Here is a 26,603-nt window from a genome sequence, read left to right on the forward strand (position 1 = left end):
GATAACATGAAGTTATTCAAAGCGACCATTACTGCATTATTAGGGCTTGCAATTGCTTTACCTTCATTAGCCAATGAAGAAGCAGCGACACCAAACGTTGATCAAATCAAAGAGCGTGGCACGCTGCGCGTTGGTATGTCGACATTTGTACCTTGGGCAATGCGTAATAAACAAGGTGAGTTGATTGGTTTTGAAATCGATGTGGCGAAGCGCCTCGCAGCGGATACAGGCTTAAAAGTTGAGTTTGTACCGACAGCGTGGGACGGCATCATCCCTGCTCTTCTTGCGAAGAAATTCGACGTAATCATTGGCGGCATGTCAATTACGCCAGAACGTTCAAAGAGTGTATTGTTTACTGAACCTTACTCGCACTCAGGCGTTCAAGTAGCAGCAAACAAAGAGCTAGCGGCTGGCTTTAGTGAGTTTTCAGACTTTGATTCTCGTCGCGTGAAAATTGCTGCTCGTCGTGGTGCGTTCACTGTGCAAGTAGCGCGTGAGACTTTCCCTAAAGCGAAGATCCTTCAGTTTGATGACGATGCACAAGCATTCCAAGAAGTATTGAACGGCAACGCACACGCTGTTATTGCATCAAGCCCGAAACCGGAACATGAAGCGATCAAGCATGCTGACAAACTGTTCATTCCATTTACTGAGCGACTATCCAAAGGTAATGAGGCATTCGCAGTTCGCCTAGGCGAAGAAGATAAAAAAGCCTTCTTCAACGAGTGGATTGAAGCTCGTACCCAAGACGGTTGGCTAGATGAGCGTTACGAATACTGGTTCTCAACGCTAGATTGGCAAGACCAAGTTGCACAAGGTCAATAGCCTTAATCGTCACAATAATTAATAACACCGACTCGTACTGCGGGTCGGTTTTCTTCTCTACTATCGGAGTTAAACCTTGAGCGGACAAACCACCACTCGCGTTGCACCAACCAAAGCAAAGTCAGGCTTTTTCTTAAGTCGTTTTAACCTACTCGATTGGGTACTGCTTGCCATCTGCGCGTTGGCTGGGGTTTGGCTCTATCATCGTTCTACCGTCGGCGTAAACTACATCTGGCATTGGAAAGAAGCAATCGACCTATTGTTCACCCCAAGAGCAGATGGCGGTTTGCCGTATTTCTTCCAAGGTCTAATCTCAACGCTGCGTTTAAGCCTTTGGGGCATCATCTTTGCTCTGGTATTAGGAACATTGCTTGGGTTAGCACGTTTTTCAGATTCTGTTTGGTTGCGCACGCCTGCCAACGCATTTATTCAATTGGTACGAAACATTCCACCTTTGGTGTTCGTATTCATCTTCTACTTTTTCATCTCTAACCAGTTAATCCCATTACTTGGTTTGGAAGATCTTCTCCGTAACTATCGCGGCGAACCTAACGCGCTTCAGCACTTCTTCTTTGGCCCTGCTAACCTATGGGAAAACCTTGCGTCCGGCGTGCTTTGTGTGGGTTTACTCTCTTCTGCCTACATTGCTGAAGTGGTTCGTGCGGGCTTGCAAAGCGTCGATAAAGGCCAGTGGGAAGCGGCAGACTCACTTGGTTTATCTCGTTGGGTGAAATACCGTTTCATCATCGCACCACAAGTGCTTAAAGCGATTACACCGGCACTTGCAGGACAAACCATTTCACTGGTTAAAGACACCTCTATCGTTTCGCTGATCTCAATTCAAGAAATGACCTTTGTCGGCACAGAGATGGCGAACTCATCAGGCTATATTTTCGAAATCTGGCTAATTGTCGGCTTCGTTTACTTCCTGATTTGTTTCGGTCTATCAATGTTTTTTAGATACATCGAGAAAAAATCGGAATCTATTTCAAATTAACTCAATAGGCTTCAAAAATAAGACAGCGTAGCGCTTCAAATCGGAATTCCATCCTGTTACAGTCGTTTTCATGCTAATTTTTTGGCGTTTTTCATGGAGTTAAAGAAGCAGTCCGATTACGAGCAGTACATAAGGCAGGACAGCCTTGGCGAATACTACGTTGTGCTCAATCAATACACTTTCCACAGTGTTTATCAGCCTATTTTTGATAAACACCAACAAATGATCGGGATGGAAGCCCTGCTGCGTATTCGTGGTGCAGATGGCAGGAATATTCGACCGGACCTCTTCTTTGCTGATGCCAGCATCGATACTTACTTCCGACTTTGTATTGAATTTCTCTCCCGTGCGATTCATATCCGTAACTTTGCTCGTCACTTTGCAGGTTCACCAATCAAACTGTTTCTTAACGTCATGCCACAAACCTTGCTGACGCTGACCAAAGACATGGGCTTTAAAGACAATGGCCTGCTCTACAAACGATTGTTTGAGTTAGGTATGGAACCTTCTGATGTTGTCTTTGAAGTCGTTGAGGAATCTTGCGGCGATACAGAGCTTTTGATTCAAGCAGTGCAACTCATGAGAGCAAACGGCTTCTTGTTTGCGATTGATGATTTTGGCTCTCACCATTCAGATATGTCACGTGTTAAGCAGCTTTGCCCAGACATCATCAAAATAGATCGCTCTTACCTACTCGATTATTGCTCTGGTGACACATTAGCGATCGCCAATGCAGTAGACCTTGCTGAAGAGATGAACGCAAAAGTGGTCATAGAAGGTGTCGAAGAAAATACACAGCTTTCAGCCATGCAAGCACTAAACTTGGATTACTACCAAGGTTTTTATCTGGCGAAACCAAACTCGATTCATCATTGGACTGAGCAAAAAGAAACAGCCAAAGTGCTACATTAAACGCGTTACCATAGATACAGATTAAACTGCTTTAGATACAAAAGCGCCGCCAAGGTTACTCACCACGGCGGCGCTTTTCTGTTTACGTCGATTTTAATATCGAAACAAATCGCTTAGAAGAAATCGATAGAGTTACGACCACTCTTAGGATCGCGTGCAACCTGCGGCTTTTCTTCTTTCTTGCCTTTCTTAGCAGATTGAGACAATGCTTCTTTTTGTGCTTTACGCTCTTTGTGCGCTGCTTTACGGCCGGTAGATTTAGGGCCTTTAGCACTTGGCTTGTCGTTCTTTTTCGAGCGAGACTTTTCTTTACGTGCCGCTTGCGCTTCTTTCTTCGCCTTCTTCTCTGCTTTTTCTTCAGCAGTTTCAGGTTCGGTTACTGGCGCGTCACATACAACAACGTAGTACTCTTGGTTAAACTCGAAGAAATCGCCGTCGTACATTTTGCGACGTTTACGAGTTTCTAGCTCACCGTTTACGGCAACGTAACCTTCTTCGATGATGTGTTTTGCTTCACCACCACCACTCACCAAGTTCGCGATTTTGAAAAGCTTGTACAGCTCAATTGGGTGTGCGTCAACGTCGATACCGATCGCTTCGATCTCAATCTCTTCGCCTTCTAAATACTCTTCGTGTTCGTAATCTTGGGTCATGTTCGTTACTCATTTTTCTTGATGAACGGAGTTTAAACGGAATGCGTACAAATAGAAACGTGATCTTCACTCATCTTGTCCAATTGGGTATATACTCACCCAATAACTCCTTGAACGAGCGATATTTTGTCTAAAAAGAACCACATTACCTTTGCCACCGCCAACCTGTTTAACTTTGTTGCACCACCTGGCGCGTATTACGACTTCGAGAACATATATTCTCGCGACGATTGGCAGGACAAACTCGCTTGGACCAAATCGCAGTTCGAACAACTGAATCCCGACATCATCGGCTTGCAAGAAGTGTTCAGCATCGAAGAAACCAAAACCTTCTTTGCTGAAATAGGTTATGAACACTTTGCCTGTGTCGATACGCCGCATATTGAAGGCGATTACATTTATTCTCGCCCAGTGGTTGCAGTGGCCTCGCGCTTTCCGATTGAAAGCTTTGAAGCGGTCACGTTCGATAAAGACACACTCAATGCCTTTGGTGATATCGACGCGCCACCTTTTAGCCGCAAACCCGTTCGTGCCTGTGTTGTTCACCCAATTATTGGTCATCTCTCTGTATACGTCACACATTTGAAGTCACAGCGCCCTGCGGATTCAACCACTCCAGAAGAAGCAAGCAGACCGATTGCCCGTTGGCTATCTACGCAACAGCGTGGTTGGGAAGCGGCAATGCTTCGTGACGCAATGCAAAGGCAATACGCTTTGAACCCAATGCCAACAGTATTAATGGGTGATATGAACCAAGGCATTACTTCAACCAGCGTTAACAATGTTTTGACTGAGCATTACGGTGACAGCGTCACTGATTTACAACTCAATGACGGATGGGAATTGCAAGTAACGCCCTCATTGGAGTCACGACCAGCAACGCACTACCACTTTGCGAAAGGAAACGTGTTGGATTACATCTTGTTGTCGCAAGAGTTTGATGCGCACGCCGATGTATCAATAGCAGAAGTCACGAACTACCAAGTGCTGGATGCGCACTTAATCAATCCGTCTTTTGAGAGAGATAAAAACGCCAGCGACCACGCATTTGTGGCGCTGACGGTAGAAATTAAGCTTTAGCGTCGGTGTGGCGCTTTACAATCTTACGCGGAATCAACTCTACACCCGCTTTATAACGTTTAGCTGAGGCATTAAGCGCCAACTCCATTGCGCTGTCGGCAATCAGCTCAAACTGCTGCGGAAGTGAGTTGATTTTTATTGGAAGAAAGTCGAGCAAGCGGTTATCACCGAAGGTGGCCAAACGTACTTTGCCCATCAACTCTGGCTTTTCTAACATCACATCCAATACGCCTTCTAATAAGGTGTAAGACATGGTCACCACAGCATCCGGCAGCTTGCCCTTTTCGATCCAACCTTCGAGCACCTTCTTGCCTTCTTCACGGGAGAAGTGCTGACCATAGCCAACCAAAACACCAGTACTACCCTGCTGACAAGCCGAACGGAAACCAAGTTCACGCTCTTTAGAGACTTGCAGTTCTTCTAACGCACCAATCAAACCAATCGAATCAATCTCTGAAGACAATACCGATTCGGTTAACTCAAACGCCGCATCAAAATCTTCACTGATCACACAACAAAAGTGCTCATCATCCATAGGACGGTCAAGTGCGATAACGGGCGTACCTGAGTTTTGAAGCTTGAGGTAATACTCGCTCGCTGCCGGCATACTGCTCGCAACGAATAGTGCATCAATACGACGACTCACAAGCGCCTCTGCAACCTTTTGCTCCGTTTGCGGATCATCATCAGAACAGCCAATCAAAATTTGGTAGCCCGCTTTACGCGAGTTCTGTTCAATCAGTTTTGCTAAACGTGCGTAACTGGTGTTCTCTAAATCTGGAATGATCAAACCGAACGAACGTGAGTTGCCCGCCCTTAAAGAAGATGCTGCGTGATCCGGTTTGTAATTGTACTGCTCAACCACCGCCATGACTTTCTTTTGAGTCTTTTCGCTGATGCGGTATTTCTGCGCTTTTCCGTTAATCACATAGCTTGCCGTGGTCTTTGAAACCCCAGCTAATTTCGCTATTTCATCCAGTGTCATATTCTAAGCCCTATTCTGTGCGCGGGATCATATTAATACATCAACGATCCTTCGATAAGTTGAATTATATGCTGAACCGATTCAGTATAAAAGCTGAAAGGATTCAGCAAAACTCAAAAATTGACGAGAATCACCAAAATCAAGCAATAGCGTCTCCCTTTGCTAGGCTTTAAAAGCACTGAGACACTGAGTGGTTAAGTTTCGATTTTAAAAACAGTTTCGCTGAGTGTTTTAAAAATTTGACCAAATGCTGAATCGATTCAGTTTCTTTTATTCAGCAAATTGTTGTTAAGCAAAACCGTCTCGAATAGAGAAATGACGAACAAAGACACGTTCAGCAACCATAGATAAACGGCGTTACGCAAACAAAGTACTGCGTAGCCAAGATGAATTAGAAATAGATACCTTAAGGCTGGAGAAGCACCATGCTTAAGCTAAGTAAGAACGACATTACCCTATCTCAATCCGCTACAGATAAGTTTGAAGCGATCAAAAGCATCGCACAGAGCCTGACAGACAAAGGTCTGGTCGAACAAGGTTATGTAGAAGGCATGCTAAATCGTGAAAACCAGAACTCTACGTTTCTAGGTAACGGTATCGCGATTCCACACGGCACGACTGACACGCGCTCAATGGTGAAAACCACGGGCGTTGCTGTTCACCACTTCCCAGAAGGCGTTGAATGGGGCGACGGCAACACAGTTTACGTTGCTATCGGTATTGCAGCGAAATCAGACGAGCACTTGGGCATTCTAAAGCAGCTAACAAAAGTATTGGGTGCGGACGGCGTTGAAGAGCGTCTACGCAAGGCGAAAAACGAAGACGACATCATTGCCCTACTTCACGGCGACGTTCAGCTAGAAGCGGATTTCGATGCTTCTCTCATTCAACTTCTATTCCCAGCAAGCGACATGATTCAAATGAGCGCGGTAGCTGGCGGCCTACTTAAAAACACAGGTTGTGCAGGTACAGAGTTCGTTGCAGACCTAGTAACAAAAACGCCAACGCATCTAGGCCAAGGTCTATGGCTTGTTGGTAGTGATAAACAAGTAACTCGTACTGGTGTTTCTTTTGTATCAACAGCCAATGATTGTGAATTCGAAGGCGAGAAAGTGCGTGCTCTAGTTGCGTTCGCAGCTTGCAACAACGCTCACCAATCTATCCTAAGCACGATTTCAAAGCTTGTGTTTAACAACGAACACAGCAAATTACTTGATGCTTCTGCTGAACAGATCCTTGCATTGTTCAAAGGCGAAGAAATGGCAACTGAAGCGGCTGAAGATGGCAACACAGCAATCTTCAAAATCAAAAACGCTCACGGCCTACACGCTCGTCCTGGCGCAATGCTAGTTGCTGAAGCGAAGAAGTTCGAATCTACCATTCGTGTAGCAAACCTAGATGGCGACGGCAAAGCAGTAAACGCGAAGAGCCTAATGAAAGTTATCGCACTAGGTGTGAAACACGGCCACCAGCTTCAATTCTCTGCTGAAGGTCCAGATGCTGCACAAGCACTTGAATCAATCGGCAAAGCAATCGCATCTGGTCTTGGCGAAGGTTAAGGGGCGAGAGAATGACAGTATTGAAAACAAACAAAGTCGTTACCATCACGCTTAACCCTGCCCTTGACCTAACAGGTTCGCTGGACTCAATTAAAGTGGGTTCTGTCAGCCTAGTTGAAAAGAGCAACCTACACGCGGCAGGTAAAGGCGTAAACGTAGCGAAAGTGCTTAGTGACCTAGGTGCAGACGTAACAGTGACGGGCTTTCTTGGCAAAGACAACCCAGAGCTCTTCCACCAGCTATTTAGCGATATCAAGGTTAAAAATGAGTTCGTTGAAGTCGAAGGCGCAACTCGTATCAACGTGAAATTGGTCGAAGCAGATGGCCAAGTGAGCGACATCAACTTCCCTGGCGTTCAAGTTACGGCAGAAGAAATCGCGCGCTTTGAAGAAACCCTATTCCGCCTTGCAGAAACACACGATTACTTTGTATTGGCAGGCAGCCTACCGGGCGGTGTTACTGCAGAGCAATGCGCGGCATGGATTGAAAAACTGCATCAGCAAGGCAAGAAAGTCTTGTTCGATAGCAGCAAAGCAGCACTACGCGCAGGCATCGACGCTCATCCTTGGTTGATCAAACCAAACGACGAAGAGCTAAGTGACTTTGTCGGCGAGCACCTTTCAACGCCAGAACAATGCCAAGAAGCAGCGCAAACGCTAAGCGATAAAGGTATCGAGAGCATCGTAGTTTCTATGGGTGCAGACGGCGTGATGTGGCTTAACCAAGGCGAATGGTTACGTGCTCAACCACCACGAATGAATGTAGTAAGCACTGTTGGCGCTGGCGATACGCTTGTTGCTGGCTTGTGCTGGGGTCACATGCAAGTGATGCCGAAAAACGATTTACTGCGCTTCGCTACTGCGCTTTCTGCCCTAGCAGTGAGCCAAGTTGGCGTTGGCCTAACCAGTCAGGAAGAACTGGAGAACATCAAGCTCCAAACGCAAGTAACCGAGCTTTACCCTAATACGAACTTAGACAAAAACTAAGGAACAGAAGGTTATCAGTATGAATATTGCCATTATTACAGCTTGTCCAAGTGGTGTTGCAAACAGCATCATTGCGGCAGGTCTACTAGAACAAGCAGCGGCGAAGCTGGGTTGGAACGCAAAGATTGAATGCCAATCAAGCGTAGTTGAACCAACACTGCTGACAGACGCTGACATTGAACAAGCAGAAACGATCGTAATTGCGGCTAACACTCCAGTTGATACTTCTCGTTTCGTAGGTAAAAAAGTCTACCAAGCAGATATCAGCACTGTAGCGAAAGACGCATCCGCATTCTTACAAACTGCGGTTGAAAGTGCAGCAACACTAGAGCAAGCAACTACAGTGGCGGCACAAGTAGCAGCACCAGCAGAAAGCGCATCTGCAACGAAGAAGATTGTTGCTATCACAGCATGCCCAACCGGCGTTGCACACACCTTCATGGCAGCAGAAGCGCTAGAAGAAGAAGGCAAACGTCGTGGTCACCAAATCAAAGTGGAAACGCGTGGCTCAGTAGGTGCGAAAAACCAACTGACTGACCAAGAAATCGCAGACGCAGATTTGGTTATCATCGCAGCAGACATCGAAGTACCTCTTGACCGCTTCAACGGCAAAAAGATGTATCGCACCAAAACAGGTCCAGCGCTGAAGAAAACAGCGGAAGAAATGGACAAAGCGTTTGAACAAGCAAGCGTATACCAACACTCTGGCTCTTCTAGCGCATCATCAGCGACAGAAGAGAAGAAAGGCGCGTACAAACACCTAATGACAGGTGTATCTCACATGCTTCCAGTTGTGGTTGCCGGTGGTTTGATCATCGCCCTATCCTTCGTATTTGGTATCGAAGCGTTTAAAGAAGAAGGCACGCTAGCAGCAGCGCTAATGAACATCGGTGGTGGCTCTGCATTCGCATTGATGATTCCAGTTCTTGCTGGTTACATCGCGTTCTCTATTGCTGACCGTCCGGGTCTGGCTCCGGGTCTAGTTGGCGGTATGCTAGCAAGCTCAACTGGCGCAGGTTTCCTTGGTGGTATCGCAGCAGGTTTCATCGCAGGTTACGCTGCTAAGTTCCTTGCTGACAAAGTAAAACTTCCACAATCAATGGAAGCACTTAAACCTATCCTTATCATCCCGTTCGTGGCGACATTGTTCACGGGTCTTGTGATGATTTACATCGTGGGTGGTCCAGTATCTGGCATCATGAGCGGCCTAACTGATTTCCTAAACAACATGGGTTCAGACAGCGCGGTTCTACTGGGTATTATCCTTGGTGCGATGATGTGTTTCGACCTAGGTGGTCCAGTAAACAAAGCCGCTTACGCATTCGGTGTAGGTCTATTGGCTTCACAAACTTACGCACCAATGGCTGCAATCATGGCAGCAGGTATGACACCGGCACTAGGTATGGGTCTTGCTACGTTCATTGCTAAGAACAAGTTCGAGCAAAGCGAGCGTGAAGCAGGTAAAGCATCATTCGTTCTTGGCCTGTGCTTCATCTCTGAAGGTGCAATCCCATTCGCAGCGAAAGATCCAATGCGTGTAATCCCATCATGTATGGCAGGTGGCGCACTAACAGGTGCTCTATCAATGCTGTTCGGTGCAAAACTGATGGCACCACACGGTGGTTTGTTCGTACTGCTTATCCCTAACGCAATCTCACCAGTGCTAATGTACTTGGTAGCAATCGCAGCGGGTACAGCGGTAACAGGTTTCACTTACGCGTTCCTAAAGAATAAAGCAGAAGCGAAACAAGAAGCAGCTGCTTAATCGTGACTAACTCGCTTAGATGGTTCTAAGCAACGATTAACAATGCCTCCCTCGATTTGGCATTCGACACCTCCCTCTAGCCTCGGCATTGGGAGGTGTTTTTTATTGAGCAATAAGCGGAATCTAATCGGCGCTAAATCCGATAGCAGATAAAGTTACTCTCTTCTGTTTCGCTCTGATTGAAAAAGAACAGCTGCTCGTCTTCCACTTTGTAGATGAAGTCCGTTTTTGTGCCCACGTATGAGTTCATGTCTCTTACGAAAACCTCACTCTCCGTTGGCTGTTCATTCCAACTGACTTTCTGATAATCCACTGTCAGCGCATGACCATCCACTTGATACTTGCCGTTGTAAACCAGTTCATATTCTTTGCTTTCGCCCTTTTTTGTCAGCAGCGACCCTTTCTGAAAAATGTACATGTCTCTATCCGAGCTAAACACCACGACAGAACGATCACTGATGTTTTCATAACGTCGGTAACCTCTGGTAATAAAGTCTTCTTCAAACGTTGCACACGCCCAGCGCGAACCAGTAATTTCATCAGATTGGAAATACTTTTGGTGAACAACCACGCCCACTAGGCCAGTTACCAATGCAATATTGAGTACGAGGAGTTTGTTTATCTGCATATTGCATCCGCCCTGCTCATGCTCTCTAAGACCGTTTCTTTCAAGGTGTCGATATCGAGAGAAAACTTAATGTAGTTGACGTTCTTATTGCTGTTTTTGGCAAAAGCAAAAGCACGCAGGATATGCGCCCCTTCTTGATAAGCCGATTCAGACACGCGCAAATATACTATGGCTGGACACACCGGAAATACTTCATCATTGAGGCTCTTCGCCAAAGCAGAAAGATCTAACTCGTCATGATTTTGATCGTAAAAGTAGAAGTCCGTTTCAGACACAGAAAAGTGTTGGTAATCCGAATCATTAAGAAAATCAGGATGTGGCACAAACGGACGAAAATAAAGCACAGAGACAATCGCGAAAAGCAGGAAACCCGTCATCAGTATCGGAGTTACGCTAAATGCCTTATCTCGCGATTCAGCTTCTTGTTTGGGCGCTGCTTTGACTTGAGACTCAACATCATCAATTTCGAGCGTTTGAAGTTCCGGTATCTCAACTTTCTGTTTGATGGGTTTTACATCCGCATCAACTTCCAGTAAATAGCCAATTTTACTCACCGTTTTAATCTGTACGCCTTGTGCGTTCAACTGAGCCAGTTTCTTTCTTAAACCGGAAATCACATTGGTCAAAGCTTGATCGGTAACGACTGAGCCATCCCAGCAGATTTCGAACAACGCCTCACGAGTCACATGCACGCCCTGCTTTTCTATCAGCAAGTTCAATACTTGGTATGGCAGCGGTCTTAGGGGAACATCATCGCCGTCTGAATTGGACAGTTTCCTTGTCGTCGGATCGAGGATTAGATTGGCGAAATAGATTCTATGCATACAGGCTCACTATTTTCTCAACTCCTTGAATTATAGGTTAGGTTTCTCAAACCACTCGAAAAACCAAATTAACCTCATCACACCAGCATAAAGCGTCCAGTTTGGACGTAATCAAGGATTCAAACATCGATTTCTTGTTATGCATACCTTCCAATCACACAAAAAACACACAATTGCCTAAGTGACTAAATCAATGGGAATTATTTGGTTTTTGTTTGCTTTTTGTTTAGTTTTTCAGCGCCTCATTTAGATAATGAACACCGTTTTAAATATAAAAAGACAGACAGTCATACAGAGGTAACTATGAAAAACACAATCATCCTTTTATCCGCTCTTTTTAGCGTTTGTGCTCAAGCAAATGGTTCACAAGATGTCTCAGGTTTTTATCTTGGCGGCGGTGTGGGTAACAACACGTTTAGTGACGATAACCCGTTTACAAAAGTGGATGACAACGGCACCGCATTCAAAATCATTGGCGGTTATCAGTTCAACCGTATCGTTGCGGTTGAAGCGCAGTACACCAATTATGGCGATTTTAAGATCGTAGATACGGCTTATGATTTAGGCGCGAGCAACGTCTCGGTAGCGGCGAATATTGGTTACTCGTTCAATAATGGCCTACGCCCTTTCGCAACCTTTGGTTTGGGTTATATGTCTGTTGATATTCCGACGACAGACAATGAAGATGATTTATCCCTACGTATCGGTGCAGGTCTGGAATACACGCCAATTCAATTTGGAAACATCACCTTTCGCGCGGCGTATGAGATGGACCATTTCACAGTAAAACCGAAAGGTTCAAGTCTGGATACAGACGTACAGATTGGCTCTTTCTATGCGGGCGCTACCTATAAGTTCTAAACTGGCTAGGTTCTAAAGCAGCCTAAGCTCTAAAAGCAATAGAAATAAAAGCAAACACATAGAAACCACAAAGGGCGAACTCTTATGATAAGTGTTCGCCCTTTTCTTATTTATGTTGGCAGTGTTTAAACCGACAATTTATTGCATGGGTTCAGATTCGATATCCACATCGCCGCTGCTCAAGTTCACCGTTGCATTGTACACACTGTGCGGGTCGCCATGATGCTTAAAGGTAAAGTGATAAACGTTCGCTGGCGTCCAGATCTCTTTATCGTCGACAGGCAGAATGTCGTAACCGTCTTGTTGGTAAAGCTCGGTTGCCATCACATACGCGATTGCTGTTTGCACTTGGGTGTTATGGTCGTATTTTGGCTGGACAGATGGGTTGCTTGGGTAAGAGTCACCATTAAAGCTCATCTGACGGCATGCGCCATTGCTCCACACAACAAAATCTTGCCAACCGTTACTGTAGCTGTCGATAAGTGCAATCGGCGTTCTGGTTACTGACATGCGGCTAAGCACTTTGCCGCTGTTATCGAATATGTACCCAGTACAGCCACCACTACCGCAGAAGTAACGATCTTGGAACAACACAAAGTGTTCTGCCATACCGTCACTGTTTAAGTCAGCAGAACCCACTTGGTAGTTGATCTTGTCGTTTGCTAAAGAAAGCCCTTCTGGGTTCAGAATGCTTTGGTCAATCCAAGTTGCGATTGTTGTTGCATCGGCACTTTTCACTTCCACTGGCGCTTGCGCTTCCGTGGTATTTGAAGAAACGCCGTCCGTTGTAGAACAGCCAATAAGCGTTAGAGAACCTAATAGGAAGAGTCCGTGTAATCCGCGATTGTTCATTTGCGTTCGCTCTTTTAATGATGATGTGTTCTTAGTATACGCATGATTTATCAATCGCTTGTAAGAAAATCATAAAAATCAGTTAGGTGTACACGAAACCACCAGCCCTTCTTTGCACCTTCATCTTCTTCCCGCTTCTAGATTCTCGCCTCCATTATTTTCTCCATCTCGCATCTTAATTCTCTCAGATCAAAAAAGCCCTGAGGAATACCCTCAGGGCTTGGCAGGAATCTGACAATAAATAAAGCCAGGAAGTCCCTTATGCAGTGGTTGGTTTGATCTTAAACAGAATTGCAAACATGACTGGTACAACAATCAGAGTCAAAACTGTAGCAAAACCAAGGCCTGCCATAATCGTAATTGCCATTGAGCCGAAGAACGCATCAAACACCAATGGAATCATACCTAGGATGGTGGTCAGCGCCGCCATACTTACTGGTCGAACACGGCTAATCGCACTGTCGACAATCGCTAAGTAAGGATCCTTACCTGATGCTAGCTCTAGGTTAATTTGGTCGAGAAGTACGATACCGTTCTTCAAGATCATACCGCTCAAGCTCAATAGACCAAGGAACGCGGTAAAGCTAAATGGCATGTTTGTCGTCAGAAGGCCAAATGCCACACCGATGATAGACAGCGGTACTGTGAACCAAATAACCAATGGCTTCTTCAGTGAGTTAAACAGCAGCATCGTAATGATGAACATCAACAAGTAACCCATTGGCAGCGAGCCAAACAGACCTTCTTGTGCATCTTTCGATGATTCGTACTCACCACCCCACGTGATTTCGTAACCTTCTGGGATATGCAGTGCCATCACTTTTGGTTGAACACGAGCAAACAAGCTTGCTGCGGTGTCATCGCTCAATACATCGTGGTCAGCCAGCACCGTTAGAGTACGTTTGCGGTCACGACGCTGAATCAGTGGCTCATCCCAATCCAGTTTCACGCCATCAATCACTTGATCAACTGGGATGTAGCTTTGGAGCGATGGACTCCAGATGTTCACGTTTTGCAGTGATTCAAAGTCCACACGCTCTGCTTCTGGCAAACGCGTCATGATAGGCAGAATGTGCGTACCATCGCGTAGGAAGCCAAGTGTGCTACCACCAAACGCCATTTGCAGTGTGCTTGAAAGATCTTCTTTCGAGATACCAAGGCGACGTGCTTTAGATTCGTTGAATACAGGCACTAGCTCTTTAGTACGCTCACGCCAGTCGTGACGGATGTTACGAGCCCCCGGGTCAGTATGAAGAATATCTTCTACTTGTACCGCAAGCTCACGTAGCACTTGTGGATCTGGGCCCGTAATACGCGCTTCAATCTTAGACGCTGGTGACGGGCCAAATTCCATCAACTTGAACTGGAACGTTGGCTTGTCGAACGTCTTCGCTAGGTTGTCGTCCAGCTTGTGCAGCAGCTCAAACATGTTCTCACGGTCTGTAGTACGAACTTGGAACTGTGCGTAGGCTTCGTAACTCTTCTCTGGTTGGTAAGTCAGAGCAAAACGCTGCAAACCTTGACCAATCGACGCTGAAACAAAATCAATGTTGTCTTGAGTACGGATGTAGCTTTCAACTTCTTCCGCTTTCTTGATGGTCTCGCGAATGTCTGTGCCTTCTGGCATCCACATATCAACGTAGAACATAGGCGTATTTGACGGCGGGAAGAACTGTTGTTTCACACTACCAAACGCAACCACAGCACCAACTAACAGCGCCACCATGCCTGCTACCGTTAACCAACGGAAACGAAGCGCCAGTTTAAGAGATGCACCAAACGCGACGAACAACCAACCTTTGTACGGGTCTTCATCTTCAGCATCTGCGCTCTTGTCTTCTTCTTTCAATAGAAGATCAGCTAGGAATGGCGTTAGCGTAATCGCCGTAATCCAGCTCAAGAATAGCGAGAAACACAGAACCCAGAACAGAGAGCCCATGAACTCACCAGTCGCATCTTGTGACAGACCGATAGGCGCAAACGCGGTAATAGCAATGACTGTCGCACCAAGCAGCGGCCACTGAGTTTGTTTCACAATGTCTGTTGCGGCTTGAACTTTGGTTCGCCCTTTCTTCAGGCCAACCAATATCCCCTCGACCACCACGATGGCATTATCCACCAGCATACCGAGTGCAATGATCAGCGCGCCAAGTGAGATACGGTGTAGTTCAATGTTGTTGTAGTTCATCAAGATGAAGGTACCGAATACCGTCAACAACAGCACCAAACCGATGATCACACCACTGCGTAAACCCATGGTGAACAGCAGTACGATGATTACGATAGCAACAGCTTCTGCCAAACTAATAACAAACGCTTTTACTGAATCGTCAACTTCTTGCGATTGGTTGTAGAAGTAGTTCATATCGATACCAGCTGGCTTGATGGTCTCAAGGCTTGCTAGTTCAGCTTCAATACGTTGACCAACTTCTACTACGTTTACGCCAGAGGCAAACGAAATACCGATGTTGATTGCTTTCTTACCGTTGTACAGCAGCACATTGCCCGGCTTTTCTTGAATGCCACGGCTGATGGTTGCAACGTCTTTCAAGCGAATCAGGTTACCCGTATCGCGACCATGAATAATCAGGTTTTCTAGTGCTTCTACGGTGTTTAACGTACCGCTTGGGCGAATAATAAGGCTCTCGCCGTTTACCATTACTTCACCTGCAGAGACCACATTGTTCTGTTGGTTCAGTAAGCCAGAGATTACATTCATGTCGAGGTTCAGAGCCGCTAAGCGATCCAATGAAATCTCAACAAACAGCATCTCTTGTTGGTCGCCAGCGATGTCAACTTTACCCACGCCATCGATCAGTTCGAGTTCACGCGTAAGTTGGTCTGCGTAACGTTTCAGTTCTACGTAATCGTAGTCGTCACCCGTTAACATCAGCATTACGCCGTACACGTCACCAAAGTCATCAATGATTTGCAGAGATTGAACGCCTTGCGGCAAAGTTGGTTGCAGATCGTTGATTTTACGGCGCATTTCATCCCAGATTTGCGGCAATTCATCCGGACCGTAGTCCATCTTCATGCTCACCATAATCTGTGACATACCACTTGAGGACGTCGACGTAATCTTATCGATATAAGGCAGCTTACGAATCTCTTTCTCAAGCGGATACGTCAGCTCTTCTTCTACTTCTTTAGAAGTCGCACCAGGATAAGTCGCAATTACCATCGCATCTTTGATGGTAAATGCTGGGTCTTCCAATCGACCAAGTTCTAGGAACGACGTCACACCGCCGATCGCTAGAATAACGATGAACAGCCAGCTGATGACTTTGTTCTTAATTGAGTATTCAGCAATGCTCATTATTGTTGTTTCTCCACCACATCCACATGCTTACCTTCGCGCAGTTTGCGTAAGCTGGAATTCACTAATACATCGCCTTGAGCAACACCTGATGACACAATCGCACCTTCACCATTAACTTGGTCGATAGTTACTTCCACTTTAGTGACAGCGTCACCATTTAATTTCCAGACGAAAAACTCACCATCTTGATTGCCCGCTTGTAATGCAGTCATTGGGATGTTGTAGCCATCAATAGAAGTAATGCCCGCAGCCACCATGTCTACTGCAACGCTTACGCTAGTACCCGGCAGAATCTCTTCCTCAGGTTGTGGCATGGTTAAATACATCTGGTAGGTTTGCGTTTGAGCATTTGGCTCACTGGTGTGCTCCAAATAATCCAACGCATAAGATTTCGCGTCACCCGAGAACGTTGCTTGAGGTTGGTAGCTCATGCTTTGTGTATTTGGGTTTACCATCGCAAGCACGTTGTCTGACAGTTCGATACGAACGTAAACTTTGTCGCTTTGATACAGGTTAAGAACCGGCTCACCAATCGCAACACGCTCAAATCGCTCTTTGAATACATCAGAAACCTTGCCCGCAAACGGTGCAAATAAACGTGTGTAGTTCAATTGGTTTGTTGCGTTGTAGAAGTTTGCTTCCGCCAGTTCTTTGTTTGCTGTTAGCTCATCCAATTCCGCTTTTGAAATCATTTGGCGGTTATGCAGCTCTTCACCACGTTTAAGCTGACGAATCGCTAGCGTGTATTGTGCTTCTGCATCGTTTACTGCTTGCTTTTCTTTACTGTCGTCCAGCTTAGCGATCATCTGGCCTTCTTTAACCGTGTCACCCGCTTTGACTAGCACATGCTGAACTTCGCCTGCGCGACGGAATGCAATTGGCGTTTGTTCCGCAGGCACAACTTGGCCTTTGAATGTGCGGTATTGGCTTTTTACTGGAACATCGACAGCAACCGTAGAAACATACAAAGGCTGCTCTGCGGTGACTTCGTCTGTGCTGTTACAACCGGTGAGTACCGCCAGTGCGATAGCCGATACTGTGAATAATGAACGTTTCATTAGATACCTTCCTCACGAACCCAAGCTTTCACGACTTGGCCTTCCACTAGGCGTTCAACACCTGCAATAACAACGTAATCATTCTTATCCAGACCCGACTCCACAGCGCCGTTCGCATTTAGTGACAAGGTCACTTTATTCACTTGCTGTGTATCGCTGTCCATTACCCAAACCTCACCATGAGCGCCGTTTTTCGACACCCAAGCCGCATTTGGCAGCATCATCGCGTTCGATACGTTTTGCTTCGCAATGTGTACTTGGCCTGTCATGCCCGTTAGCAAGTTACGATCAGAAGGACGAGTAATCGTCACGATCGCTTCGTAGCTGTTGGTGTCGGCATTGGGTTGAGTAGAGATTTCTTTGAATTTGCCTTGGATGCGGTTGTTTGGTTCGCTGTCCATCGTCACCCACATCTCTGCATCTTTAAGTGAGTTCAATGACACCGCTTCGGCGTAAGTCACAGGTAAAGTAAACGACACATCCAAAGTGGTGTTGTCGATTAGGTTTAGGATTTCTTGCTTAGCAGCAACCACTTGGTATGGCTTCACGTAGGTATAAGACACCACACCATCAAACGGCGCGTGAATCTCTGTGTAGCTCAAATCGGTTTTCGCTTGCTCTAAGTTTGCCAGTGCCGCTTTGTATTGCGTTTCTTGTTGGTCGTAACTGTCTGTACTGATCAGCTTCTTGTTGTACAAACTTTTCGAGCGTTCCCATTGGGTTTTCGCTAATGCGTACTGCGCTTGTGATGCATCAAGAGCTAACTGCAAGTCTTTTGGGTCTAGCGTTGCAAGTACATCGCCCTGCTTCACCTCTTCACCCATTCTCACGATCAACTTCTCAATTTCGCCACCTACCTGAAATGAAAGTTGGGCTCTGTACGTTGCATCTATTCGTGCAAGGAATGCATCGGAATCGGCAACAGTCAGATCATTAACAGCAAGTAATTTTACAGGTTTGATTAATGGCTCAGACGGTTCTGATACGGCTTTGTTACACCCTGTCAGCATCGTGGCGAGGCTCAATGCCACCGCGGCTCCGACAAATGTGCGCTTTAAGTATTGTTTTCGCACTGGCTTTCTCCATCGACTTTATATTTACTACACAGGTGTGCAGTATATGTATAACAAAAAAATGATCAACATATTTTCCACGTGGATAATAAAATAATTAGGCAAACTGTCCGGTTTCTGGTAAAAATAGGCGCGTTGATTAATATTCGGGAAAATTCGAACTATGACAGAAAGAAAGCAAGGCCGTAGAAGTGCTGAAGCCGCTGAGCAAACTAAGTGCCTGATTCTAAGAGTCGCGGCAGATATGTTCTGTGAGTTAGGGTACGAACGTGTCTCGCTTCGAAACATCAGTGAGAAGGCTGGTGTGTCTCATAGTTTGATTCGCCATCACTTCGGCAGCAAAGAGAAAATCTGGCAAGCCGTCAGCGATGGCATGGACGAATTCATGCAAAGCTACATGGCGCAGTTGGTAAGCGAAATGCCAGCGAATACGCCATCGAATCAAAAAATCTACCTGTTCATGGTAAGAATGCTGGCGTTTGCACTCGTTAACCCGCACCCAGTTCAAATGATTGCCGATGCGATTCGCCAAGGCGACGATGCATTGCTGCAATACTTCTTAAGATCAAAAGATGAGTTCGCGGCGATCTTTACCGACCTATTTGCTGACTACAACGTTGAATATCCAGAGCATCGTATTGATCAATGGGAATCAAAGTGGCAAATGCTGGTGTTTGCACATGGTGCGATTAGCCTAGCGCCTATGATGCAAGAGACGTGGCCAGAAGATGCAGACAATCGCGAGAAAATGCTGATCAACCACTGGGAATTGTTCAACACCATCATGGCAAGCCAGTTTAGCGTGAACAAAGAAGACATGATTCACCCAAGCAGACTGAGTGAAGTTGTGATTGAAATGTGTTGCCCTATCGAGGAGCTCACCGCATAAGTTGAGCTTTCAAAAGAACATAAAAAATGCCGAGCAATTTGCTCGGCATTTTTGTTTGTGTTTATCGATTCAGAGAGGAAACGAAATGGAACCTACGTTCTGATGGTTAGATTCCTAGTCTCGCTTTGGCTCGCTGGAATGACGAGCTTTAATTAACCACGGTAGTAGCGTTGTGGTACGAACGGCATTTTTTCTACCGTCATTGGTAGCATCTTGCCACGTACTTCTGCAAACAGCTCTGTACCGATAGCCGCTAGATCGGCACGTACGTAACCCATTGATACTGGTTTACCTGCGTTAGGGCCTGCTGTACCACTGGTTACCACGCCAATCTTGTTGCCGTCTGCATCGAACAGCTCAGCGCCTTCACGAACTGGTGCTTTAGTTTGACCAACCAAGCCAATACGCTTACGTGCAACGTCTTTCGTTTCGATTTGCTTAAGAATGATGTCAGCACCAGGGAAACCACCTGCACGCTCGCCATCAGCACGACGTACTTTCTGGATGCCCCATAGTAGGCTTGCTTCAACCGGCGTTGTTGTTGTGTCTAGGTCATGACCGTACAGACACAGACCACATTCAAGACGAAGTGAGTCACGAGCACCAAGACCAATCCACTCTACTTCTTCTTCACCTGTGAGTTTACGAGCAAGCTCTTCTGCTTTGTCCGCAGGAACCGAGATTTCGTAACCGTCTTCACCTGTGTAACCACTACGAGAAACAATGCACTCAACGCCTAGTAGCTCAACTTTGCGAACATCCATAAACAGCATCTCTGCTACTTCTGGTGCGAAACGCGCTAGTACTTCTGCCGCTTTAGGACCTTGAATCGCAAGCAGTGCGCGATCATCAATGATCTCTAGCTCGATGCCAGAAGGAAGATGCGCCTGAAGGTGTGCAATATCTTGCTCTTTACATGCTGCGTTCACAACAACAAACAGATGGTCGCCAAGGTTAGCCACCATCAAGTCGTCCATAATGCCGCCCTGCTCATTAGTAAAGAAAGCATAACGTTGCTTGCCCGCACCTAGGTCAACAATATCAACCGGAACCAGTGTCTCTAAGAACGCTGCTGCGCCATCACCAATCAAACGAAGTTGACCCATGTGAGAAACATCGAACAGACCTGCTGCATCACGAGTGTGTAAGTGTTCTTTCTTTACGCCTAGTGGGTATTGAACTGGCATGTCGTAACCCGCGAACGGGACCATCTTTGCGCCTACTTCAACATGAAGTGCATGCAGTGGTGTTTTCAGAAGTTCTTGAGTCATTTTCGTCTCCATTTAGATAGACCCGAGAATGCTGTCGGCATTCGCATCGAATAATGTTTCCAATAATAAACACGCTTGATTCAATTTTGCACGAACAAGACATCGCTCGACTTTCAAAAGTGTGACTTTTAACATTTTAATCACAACAAAACGCACAAAAAAGGCGCTCTGTTGAGTGAGATATCATCAACAGAGCGCCATCATAACGCATTCAAAACCAATAGCAAACGTTTGCTTTCACTATAGGAAATTTACAACTATTTATCACTATTTGGCAGTCACCCACAAAATGTGCGCATCTTCCTCGCTCACACTGGTCAACATATGACCCATGTTCGCATCGTAATACACACTGTCGCCTTCGCTTAATACAACAGGCTCATAGAACTCAGAATAAAACATCACCTCACCTGATAAGATGAGTAAAAATTCTTCCCCATCATGGCGAACCCAGTCTTTGTATTCGTCAAAACTACGGGCACGAATTTGGCTCTTAAAAGGCATCATTTTCTTATTGGAAAGTTGAGTCGCCAACAGCTCGTGTTCGTAGGTTTGGGTTGGGTGTGGTTTACCCTCTTTTTTCTTGGTTACATCCCTGCGCCCTGTCGCGACCTTTTTTCTTGGCGGTTCAAACAGTTGCGGCATGTCAATTTGTAAGCCATGCGCTAATTTTTGCATCGCTTGGAACGTTGGAGAAATCTGTTCATTCTCGATCTTACTTAGCGTAGAACGCGCAAGGCCAGTTCGTTGGCTCGCCTCTTCTAACGTAATACCAAGTTTAGAGCGGATATCTTTAATGCGCTGACCGAGCTTAAGCGGTTCAATATTTTGGTCTTGCTGCTCTTTCGCCAACGTCATTGACGGGTATTCATCGTAAATACTTTCTGCCATAAATCCCTCTGTAAATATCCTTTATTCCTTCCTATTAGCATTGTGCATGAAGCCTATAGTGGATAAAAGTCCACCGAGTTAATTAAAGCGTGCTCTTGTTAACAAAACCAGAAATCTCGTTTCCTATAGGAAATTTTTGGTTGATTGTTCGTGCCGCAAGCGCTATGTTACCAACTTGTTAGATGTAGAGATGCACATTTCCGTAAGAGATTGGACAAGAGAAACCACAATCCGACGGAGTTTTGCCCACTTATTCGGGCCGAAAGTTCACTCTGTTCTGCTATGCAGTTCAGCTGTTTTGAGGACAAATGAGCCACCATCGCAATCAAACAACTATTTCTACTGCGGGTTCATTTTCAGATTTGGAAGGTCAACTACCATGAACAAGAGTTACCCTAACCACAGCTTGGAAAACTTTTTCTCTACCAACCTCTCTGCGACAGATGACGCTGTCTTTGCTGGAATTCAGGCAGAATTCGCTCGCCAAAACGAACAAATCGAACTTATCGCTTCTGAGAACATCGTTTCTAAAGCGGTAATGCAAGCTCAAGGCACATGCCTAACAAACAAATACGCTGAAGGTTACCCAGGTCGCCGTTACTATGGTGGTTGTGAGCACGTAGATACAGTGGAAGCCATTGCTATCGAACGCGCGAAAAAACTTTTCAATTGTGAATACGCAAACGTTCAACCACACTCAGGCGCACAAGCAAACGGCGCAGTAAAACTGGCACTACTTCAGCCTGGCGACACCATTCTTGGTATGTCTCTAGACGCAGGTGGCCACCTAACACACGGTGCACGCCCTGCACTTTCTGGTAAATGGTTTAACGCAGTTCAATACGGCGTTGACCGCGAAACACTAGAAATCAACTACGAAGACGTACGCCAACTGGCACTTGAGCACCAACCAAAAATGATCATCGCAGGTGGTAGTGCTATTCCACGTACTATCGACTTCGCAAAATTCCGTGAAATCGCAGACGAAGTAAACGCGATTCTTATGGTCGACATGGCACACATCGCCGGTCTTATCGCAACAGGCGCGCACCCTAGCCCGCTTCCTCACGCACACGTTGTTACGACTACAACGCACAAAACACTGCGTGGCCCACGTGGCGGTATGATTCTGACCAACCACGAAGACATCATTAAGAAAATCAACTCAGCGGTATTCCCAGGTCTACAAGGCGGCCCACTGATGCACGTGATTGCTTCTAAAGCAGTGGCGTTCGGTGAGGCGCTTGGTCCTGAATTCAAAACTTATATTGATTCAGTGATCAACAACGCAAAAGTTCTGGCGGAAGTATTGCAAACTCGCGGTTGCGACATCGTAACCGGTGGTACAGACACGCACCTGATGCTGGTTGACCTTCGCCCTAAAGGCTTGAAAGGTAACAAAGCAGAAGAAGCACTAGAGCGTGCAGGTATCACGTGTAACAAAAATGGCATCCCATTCGACACAGAGAAGCCTATGATTACATCGGGCATCCGTTTAGGAACGCCTGCGGGTACAAGCCGCGGCTTTGGCGCTGAAGAATTCAAACTCATCGGTAATTGGATTGGTGACGTACTGGACGGTTTGGTGAACAACCCTGAAGGTGACGCAGAAGTAGAAAAACGCGTACGCAAGCAAGTGAAAGAGCTTTGCAGTCGTTACCCTCTTTACCAATAAAAGATTTATTAAATCAGAAACTATCCTGACAAGTTATTTGGAGATTAAGCAATGGACAAAACACTGAAGTTTACAGATAGCCACGAGTGGGTACGTGACAACGGTGACGGCACAGTAACTATCGGTATTTCAGAGCACGCTCAAGAGATGCTAGGTGACGTAGTTTTCGTTGACCTACCAGACGTGGAAGATGAAGTCGAAGCGGGCGAAAGCTTTTCTTTGGTTGAGTCAGTAAAAGCCGCTTCAGACATCTACTCACCAATCACTGGCGAAGTAGTTGAAATCAACGAAGAGCTAGAAGACAGCCCAGAGCTAATCAACGAAGAACCATACGAAGGTGGTTGGATTGTGAAAGTGAAGCTTTCAAACCCATCTGAGTTGGATGACTTAAAAGATGCGGAAGAATACCTAAGCTCTATCGAAGAAGAGTAATTAGGATGAGACGAAAGCTGTCCCCTAGCATAACGATTAGTGGACAGCTTTTTTTCTAGGTTCGGACGTATAATTTAGATTATCAGTAGCGTAAATCCGTTACCCGAACCAAGGAGTAGGTAAAGGACAATGACTGAATTACTTCAAAGCCTCAGCACACAGAATGAGTTCGTTGCTCGCCACAATGGACCAAACAAATCTGACCAACAAAAAATGTTGGAAGCGATCAACGCAGTAAGCCTTGATGCACTTATCGACGAAACTGTACCAGCGCAAATTCGCCTAGAGCAGCCAATGAGCTTGGCAGAAGCGAAAAGCGAAGCAGACATGCTGGCAGCAATGCGTAAGTTCGCCGATCAGAACCAAGTTAAACGTACATTCATTGGTCAGGGTTACTACAACACCTTCACGCCAAACGTAATTCTACGTAACGTGATGGAAAACCCGGGCTGGTACACCGCTTACACCCCTTACCAACCAGAGATCTCACAAGGTCGTCTAGAAGCACTTCTAAACTACCAACAAATGGTGATGGATCTTACTGGTATGGAAATCGCGAACGCGTCCTTGCTCGATGAAGCAACGGCAGCCGCAGAAGCGATGACACTTTGTAAGCGTGCGGGTAAGAGCAAGAGTAACGTATTCTTCGTTGCTGACGACGTTCACCCACAAACCATCGAAGTAGTAAAAACTCGTGCGAAATTCATCGGCTTTGAAGTCCTAGTTGGTTCTCTAGAATCACTACCAGAGCAAGACGTATTCGGCGCGCTAGTTCAATACCCAGGCACAACGGGTGAAGTTCGTGACCTAACGGACATCATCGCAAAAGCACAAGCGAACAAAACGCTAGTAACCGTAGCGACTGACCTATTGGCTTCTGCCCTACTGAAACCTGCAGGTGAAATGGGCGCAGACGTTGCAATCGGCTCAGCACAACGTTTCGGCGTTCCTATGGGTTACGGCGGTCCACACGCTGCCTTCATGGCAACACGTGACAAGCACAAGCGTACAATGCCAGGTCGTGTTATCGGTGTTTCTATCGATACCAACAGCAACCAAGCACTGCGCATGGCAATGCAAACGCGTGAGCAGCACATCCGTCGTGAAAAAGCGACATCAAACATCTGTACCGCTCAAGCTCTACTAGCGAACATGGCGTCTTTCTACGCGGTTTACCACGGCGCCGAAGGTCTACGCACGATTGCTCGTCGTACGCACCACATGACAGCGATCCTAGCTGCTGGCCTAACGAAAGGCGGCTTCGAGCTTGCTCACAACAGCTTCTTCGACACCATCACCATCAATACTGGTGCACAAACCGAAGATCTATACGCGAAAGCGCTAGCAGCAGACATCAACCTACGTAAGTTGGGTACTCAGCTAGGTGTAAGCTTCGACGAAACCACAACCGTGGCAGACGTAGAAGCCCTATTCGCAGTATTCGGTGTGAAAGAAGAAGTCGCAGCCCTATCAACGGAAATCGCAGGTAACGAGTTTGCAGCGATTCCAGAAGCACTGCGCCGCACAACAGAATACCTAACGCACCCTGTGTTTAACACGCACCACAGCGAAACACAGATGATGCGTTACCTAAAACAGCTAGAGAACAAAGACTTCTCGTTAACGCACGGCATGATCCCACTGGGCAGCTGTACGATGAAGCTGAACGCAGCAGCAGAGATGATTCCAGTAACATGGCCTGAGTTTGGTTCGATCCACCCGTTCGCACCAGCAGAACAAGCAGCCGGTTACGCAGCACTAGCAAAAGATCTTAAAGAGAAGCTATGTGAAATCACAGGCTACGACGCATTCTCACTACAACCAAACTCTGGTGCATCAGGTGAGTACGCAGGTCTTATCGCGATTCAACGCTACCACGAAAGCCGTGGCGAAGGTCACCGCAACGTATGTTTGATCCCAAGCTCTGCGCACGGTACTAACCCTGCGACAGCGTCTATGGTGTCAATGAAAGTGGTTGTGGTTAAGTGTGATGAAGAAGGCAACATCGACATCGACGACCTAGCAGCAAAAATCGAGAAGCACAAAGACAACCTATCAAGCATCATGATCACTTACCCTTCTACGCACGGCGTATACGAAGAGCAAGTGAAAGAAGTGTGTGAAATGGTTCATGCAGCGGGCGGTCAGGTTTACCTAGACGGCGCAAACATGAACGCACAGGTTGGTCTAACAACGCCAGGCTTTATTGGCTCTGACGTTTCTCACCTAAATCTACACAAAACCTTCTGTATCCCACACGGTGGTGGCGGTCCGGGTATGGGTCCTATCGGTGTGAAATCGCACCTAGCGCCTTTCCTACCGGGTCACATTGAAAACGGTGCAGACGGCGAAAACTTCGCAGTATCCGCAGCGGATATGGGTAGCGCGTCTATCCTGCCTATCTCTTGGGCTTACATCGCAATGATGGGCGAAGCTGGCCTAACAGACGCAACGAAAGTAGCGATTCTGAACGCGAACTACGTGATGGAGCAATTGCGCCCTCACTACCCTGTTCTTTACCGTGGCTCAAACGGCCGTGTAGCGCACGAATGTATTATCGACATTCGTCCACTAAAAGAAGAAACAGGCATCAGCGAAGAAGACATCGCGAAGCGTCTAATGGACTACGGTTTCCATGCACCAACTATGTCGTTCCCTGTAGCGGGCACGCTCATGGTTGAACCAACAGAATCGGAAGACCTAGAAGAGCTAGACCGCTTCTGTGATGCGATGATCGCAATCCGTGAAGAGATGACGAAGGTTAAGAACGGTGAATGGCCGCTAGATAACAACCCACTTGTTAACGCGCCACACACTCAAGTTGACCTAGCGAAAGATGAATGGGATCGCCCATACTCTCGTGAGCTTGGCTGCTTCCCTTCTAAAGCAACCAAATCTTGGAAGTACTGGCCAACAGTAAACCGCGTAGATAACGTATACGGCGACCGTAACCTAATCTGCTCGTGCCCAAGCATTGATAACTACGAAGATTAATTTTTGTAGAATCTAAATAGACAAAGGCGAACCGATTGGTTCGCCTTTTTAAGAACTCACTAAGTAACTTG

22 protein-coding genes are annotated in these 26,603 nt (G+C 46.4%); 12 read left to right on the plus strand and 10 right to left on the minus strand.

Annotated elements, in window-relative coordinates; translation table 11 throughout:
* The first annotated feature begins 6 nt into the window (after positions 1 to 6).
* The 3 genes from KIT90_RS16130 (at position 7) to KIT90_RS16140 (ending at position 2,734) form a co-directional block, all read left to right on the plus strand.
* The gene (locus tag KIT90_RS16130; RefSeq protein ID WP_038894847.1) at positions 7 to 825 is read left to right on the plus strand and encodes a transporter substrate-binding domain-containing protein; all 819 of its coding nucleotides are present in this window, start codon (positions 7 to 9) and stop codon (positions 823 to 825) included.
* A gap of 76 nt (positions 826 to 901) precedes the next feature.
* Positions 902 to 1,822 (plus strand): amino acid ABC transporter permease, encoded by a 921-nt coding sequence (locus tag KIT90_RS16135; RefSeq protein ID WP_285377517.1) that lies wholly within the window; start codon positions 902 to 904, stop codon positions 1,820 to 1,822.
* 93 nt (positions 1,823 to 1,915) lie between these two features.
* Positions 1,916 to 2,734: an EAL domain-containing protein gene (locus KIT90_RS16140; protein ID WP_285377518.1), complete on the plus strand. Its 819-nt coding sequence runs from the start codon at positions 1,916 to 1,918 to the stop codon at positions 2,732 to 2,734.
* 113 nt (positions 2,735 to 2,847) lie between these two features.
* Here KIT90_RS16140 and KIT90_RS16145 read toward each other — a convergent pair whose 3' ends face one another.
* A complete protein-coding gene (locus KIT90_RS16145; protein ID WP_005441925.1) occupies positions 2,848 to 3,387 on the minus strand; it encodes an RNA-binding S4 domain-containing protein in 540 nt (179 codons plus the stop codon).
* 126 nt (positions 3,388 to 3,513) lie between these two features.
* On the opposite strand from KIT90_RS16145, the gene KIT90_RS16150 reads away from it, so the two are divergent.
* Entirely contained in the window at positions 3,514 to 4,467 is a 954-nt protein-coding gene (locus KIT90_RS16150; protein ID WP_285377519.1) for an endonuclease/exonuclease/phosphatase family protein, read from the plus strand.
* Here the strand turns inward: KIT90_RS16150 and cra are convergent.
* Positions 4,457 to 5,452, minus strand: a complete 996-nt coding sequence (cra, locus tag KIT90_RS16155; RefSeq protein WP_038894853.1) for a catabolite repressor/activator — start codon at positions 5,450 to 5,452, stop codon at positions 4,457 to 4,459. The two genes, KIT90_RS16150 and cra, sit on opposite strands and share 11 nt — an antisense overlap.
* Before the next feature lie 425 nt (positions 5,453 to 5,877).
* Here cra and fruB point away from each other — a divergent pair, with 425 nt between their 5' ends.
* From fruB to fruA, 3 genes are read left to right on the plus strand one after another with little or no spacing between them, the layout of a single operon-like run.
* On the plus strand, positions 5,878 to 7,011 hold the full coding sequence (fruB, locus tag KIT90_RS16160; protein ID WP_285377520.1) for a fused PTS fructose transporter subunit IIA/HPr protein: 1,134 nt from the start codon (positions 5,878 to 5,880) through the stop codon (positions 7,009 to 7,011).
* 11 nt (positions 7,012 to 7,022) lie between these two features.
* Positions 7,023 to 7,997 (plus strand): 1-phosphofructokinase, encoded by a 975-nt coding sequence (pfkB, locus tag KIT90_RS16165; protein WP_285377521.1) that lies wholly within the window; start codon positions 7,023 to 7,025, stop codon positions 7,995 to 7,997.
* A gap of 19 nt (positions 7,998 to 8,016) precedes the next feature.
* Positions 8,017 to 9,762, plus strand: coding sequence for a PTS fructose transporter subunit IIBC (fruA, locus tag KIT90_RS16170; RefSeq protein WP_285377522.1), 1,746 nt, complete (start codon positions 8,017 to 8,019; stop codon positions 9,760 to 9,762).
* Positions 9,763 to 9,895: 133 nt separating this feature from the next.
* Here the strand turns inward: fruA and KIT90_RS16175 are convergent, their stop codons facing one another.
* Both KIT90_RS16175 and KIT90_RS16180 read right to left on the minus strand, forming a co-directional pair.
* Entirely contained in the window at positions 9,896 to 10,390 is a 495-nt protein-coding gene (locus KIT90_RS16175; protein WP_285377523.1) for a hypothetical protein, read from the minus strand.
* On the minus strand, positions 10,381 to 11,214 hold the full coding sequence (locus KIT90_RS16180) for a winged helix-turn-helix domain-containing protein (RefSeq protein WP_285377524.1): 834 nt from the start codon (positions 11,212 to 11,214) through the stop codon (positions 10,381 to 10,383). The genes KIT90_RS16175 and KIT90_RS16180 overlap by 10 nt, the downstream gene beginning before the upstream one ends.
* 303 nt (positions 11,215 to 11,517) lie before the next feature.
* On the opposite strand from KIT90_RS16180, the gene KIT90_RS16185 reads away from it, so the two are divergent.
* Positions 11,518 to 12,075 carry a porin family protein gene (locus KIT90_RS16185; RefSeq protein WP_041053116.1) on the plus strand — a complete coding sequence of 186 codons (558 nt, stop codon included), beginning with the start codon at positions 11,518 to 11,520 and terminating at the stop codon, positions 12,073 to 12,075.
* Between the two features lie 138 nt (positions 12,076 to 12,213).
* Here KIT90_RS16185 and KIT90_RS16190 read toward each other — a convergent pair whose 3' ends face one another.
* The 4 genes from KIT90_RS16190 to KIT90_RS16205 all read right to left on the minus strand — a co-directional run bounded on the left by KIT90_RS16190 (position 12,214) and on the right by KIT90_RS16205 (position 18,380).
* Positions 12,214 to 12,927, minus strand: a complete 714-nt coding sequence (locus KIT90_RS16190; protein WP_285377525.1) for a hypothetical protein — start codon at positions 12,925 to 12,927, stop codon at positions 12,214 to 12,216.
* A gap of 259 nt (positions 12,928 to 13,186) precedes the next feature.
* Positions 13,187 to 16,246, minus strand: coding sequence for an efflux RND transporter permease subunit (locus KIT90_RS16195; protein ID WP_285377526.1), 3,060 nt, complete (start codon positions 16,244 to 16,246; stop codon positions 13,187 to 13,189).
* A complete protein-coding gene (locus tag KIT90_RS16200; RefSeq protein WP_005441949.1) occupies positions 16,246 to 17,307 on the minus strand; it encodes an efflux RND transporter periplasmic adaptor subunit in 1,062 nt (353 codons plus the stop codon). The genes KIT90_RS16195 and KIT90_RS16200 overlap by 1 nt, the downstream gene beginning before the upstream one ends.
* Complete coding sequence (locus KIT90_RS16205; RefSeq protein ID WP_285377528.1) at positions 17,307 to 18,380, minus strand: efflux RND transporter periplasmic adaptor subunit; 1,074 nt, start codon at positions 18,378 to 18,380, stop codon at positions 17,307 to 17,309. The genes KIT90_RS16200 and KIT90_RS16205 overlap by 1 nt, the downstream gene beginning before the upstream one ends.
* 163 nt (positions 18,381 to 18,543) lie before the next feature.
* On the opposite strand from KIT90_RS16205, the gene KIT90_RS16210 reads away from it, so the two are divergent.
* A complete protein-coding gene (locus KIT90_RS16210) occupies positions 18,544 to 19,269 on the plus strand; it encodes a TetR/AcrR family transcriptional regulator (protein WP_285377529.1) in 726 nt (241 codons plus the stop codon).
* A gap of 152 nt (positions 19,270 to 19,421) precedes the next feature.
* Here KIT90_RS16210 and gcvT read toward each other — a convergent pair whose 3' ends face one another.
* Complete coding sequence (gene gcvT, locus KIT90_RS16215) at positions 19,422 to 20,540, minus strand: glycine cleavage system aminomethyltransferase GcvT (RefSeq protein ID WP_020197065.1); 1,119 nt, start codon at positions 20,538 to 20,540, stop codon at positions 19,422 to 19,424.
* A 267-nt stretch (positions 20,541 to 20,807) separates the two neighbouring features.
* Positions 20,808 to 21,431, minus strand: coding sequence for a helix-turn-helix domain-containing protein (locus KIT90_RS16220; protein WP_005431308.1), 624 nt, complete (start codon positions 21,429 to 21,431; stop codon positions 20,808 to 20,810).
* Positions 21,432 to 21,810: 379 nt separating this feature from the next.
* On the opposite strand from KIT90_RS16220, the gene KIT90_RS16225 reads away from it, so the two are divergent.
* The 3 genes from KIT90_RS16225 (at position 21,811) to gcvP (ending at position 26,532) form a co-directional block, all read left to right on the plus strand.
* Positions 21,811 to 23,106 (plus strand): serine hydroxymethyltransferase, encoded by a 1,296-nt coding sequence (locus KIT90_RS16225; protein ID WP_005451650.1) that lies wholly within the window; start codon positions 21,811 to 21,813, stop codon positions 23,104 to 23,106.
* 51 nt (positions 23,107 to 23,157) lie between these two features.
* On the plus strand, positions 23,158 to 23,538 hold the full coding sequence (gcvH, locus tag KIT90_RS16230) for a glycine cleavage system protein GcvH (protein ID WP_005451648.1): 381 nt from the start codon (positions 23,158 to 23,160) through the stop codon (positions 23,536 to 23,538).
* 129 nt (positions 23,539 to 23,667) lie between these two features.
* Positions 23,668 to 26,532, plus strand: coding sequence for an aminomethyl-transferring glycine dehydrogenase (gcvP, locus tag KIT90_RS16235; RefSeq protein ID WP_285377545.1), 2,865 nt, complete (start codon positions 23,668 to 23,670; stop codon positions 26,530 to 26,532).
* Positions 26,533 to 26,603: the final 71 nt, after the last annotated feature.

The organism is Vibrio sp. B172a, from assembly GCF_030248355.1.
GTDB classification, from domain to species: domain Bacteria; phylum Pseudomonadota; class Gammaproteobacteria; order Enterobacterales; family Vibrionaceae; genus Vibrio; species Vibrio owensii.

What these genes read in the sequence shown, in the direction of transcription:
- KIT90_RS16130 (WP_038894847.1), top strand. Translation starts at nt 7, where the DNA reads ATGAAGTTATTCAAAGCGACCATTACTGCATTATTAGGGCTTGCAATT.
- KIT90_RS16140 (WP_285377518.1), top strand. Translation starts at nt 1,916, where the DNA reads ATGGAGTTAAAGAAGCAGTCCGATTACGAGCAGTACATAAGGCAGGAC.
- KIT90_RS16145 (WP_005441925.1), bottom strand. Translation starts at nt 3,387, where the DNA reads ATGACCCAAGATTACGAACACGAAGAGTATTTAGAAGGCGAAGAGATT.
- cra (WP_038894853.1), bottom strand. Translation starts at nt 5,452, where the DNA reads ATGACACTGGATGAAATAGCGAAATTAGCTGGGGTTTCAAAGACCACG.
- fruB (WP_285377520.1), top strand. Translation starts at nt 5,878, where the DNA reads ATGCTTAAGCTAAGTAAGAACGACATTACCCTATCTCAATCCGCTACA.
- pfkB (WP_285377521.1), top strand. Translation starts at nt 7,023, where the DNA reads ATGACAGTATTGAAAACAAACAAAGTCGTTACCATCACGCTTAACCCT.
- fruA (WP_285377522.1), top strand. Translation starts at nt 8,017, where the DNA reads ATGAATATTGCCATTATTACAGCTTGTCCAAGTGGTGTTGCAAACAGC.
- KIT90_RS16175 (WP_285377523.1), bottom strand. Translation starts at nt 10,390, where the DNA reads ATGCAGATAAACAAACTCCTCGTACTCAATATTGCATTGGTAACTGGC.
- KIT90_RS16180 (WP_285377524.1), bottom strand. Translation starts at nt 11,214, where the DNA reads ATGCATAGAATCTATTTCGCCAATCTAATCCTCGATCCGACGACAAGG.
- KIT90_RS16185 (WP_041053116.1), top strand. Translation starts at nt 11,518, where the DNA reads ATGAAAAACACAATCATCCTTTTATCCGCTCTTTTTAGCGTTTGTGCT.
- KIT90_RS16190 (WP_285377525.1), bottom strand. Translation starts at nt 12,927, where the DNA reads ATGAACAATCGCGGATTACACGGACTCTTCCTATTAGGTTCTCTAACG.
- KIT90_RS16195 (WP_285377526.1), bottom strand. Translation starts at nt 16,246, where the DNA reads ATGAGCATTGCTGAATACTCAATTAAGAACAAAGTCATCAGCTGGCTG.
- KIT90_RS16200 (WP_005441949.1), bottom strand. Translation starts at nt 17,307, where the DNA reads ATGAAACGTTCATTATTCACAGTATCGGCTATCGCACTGGCGGTACTC.
- KIT90_RS16210 (WP_285377529.1), top strand. Translation starts at nt 18,544, where the DNA reads ATGACAGAAAGAAAGCAAGGCCGTAGAAGTGCTGAAGCCGCTGAGCAA.
- gcvT (WP_020197065.1), bottom strand. Translation starts at nt 20,540, where the DNA reads ATGACTCAAGAACTTCTGAAAACACCACTGCATGCACTTCATGTTGAA.
- KIT90_RS16220 (WP_005431308.1), bottom strand. Translation starts at nt 21,431, where the DNA reads ATGGCAGAAAGTATTTACGATGAATACCCGTCAATGACGTTGGCGAAA.
- KIT90_RS16225 (WP_005451650.1), top strand. Translation starts at nt 21,811, where the DNA reads ATGAACAAGAGTTACCCTAACCACAGCTTGGAAAACTTTTTCTCTACC.
- gcvH (WP_005451648.1), top strand. Translation starts at nt 23,158, where the DNA reads ATGGACAAAACACTGAAGTTTACAGATAGCCACGAGTGGGTACGTGAC.
- gcvP (WP_285377545.1), top strand. Translation starts at nt 23,668, where the DNA reads ATGACTGAATTACTTCAAAGCCTCAGCACACAGAATGAGTTCGTTGCT.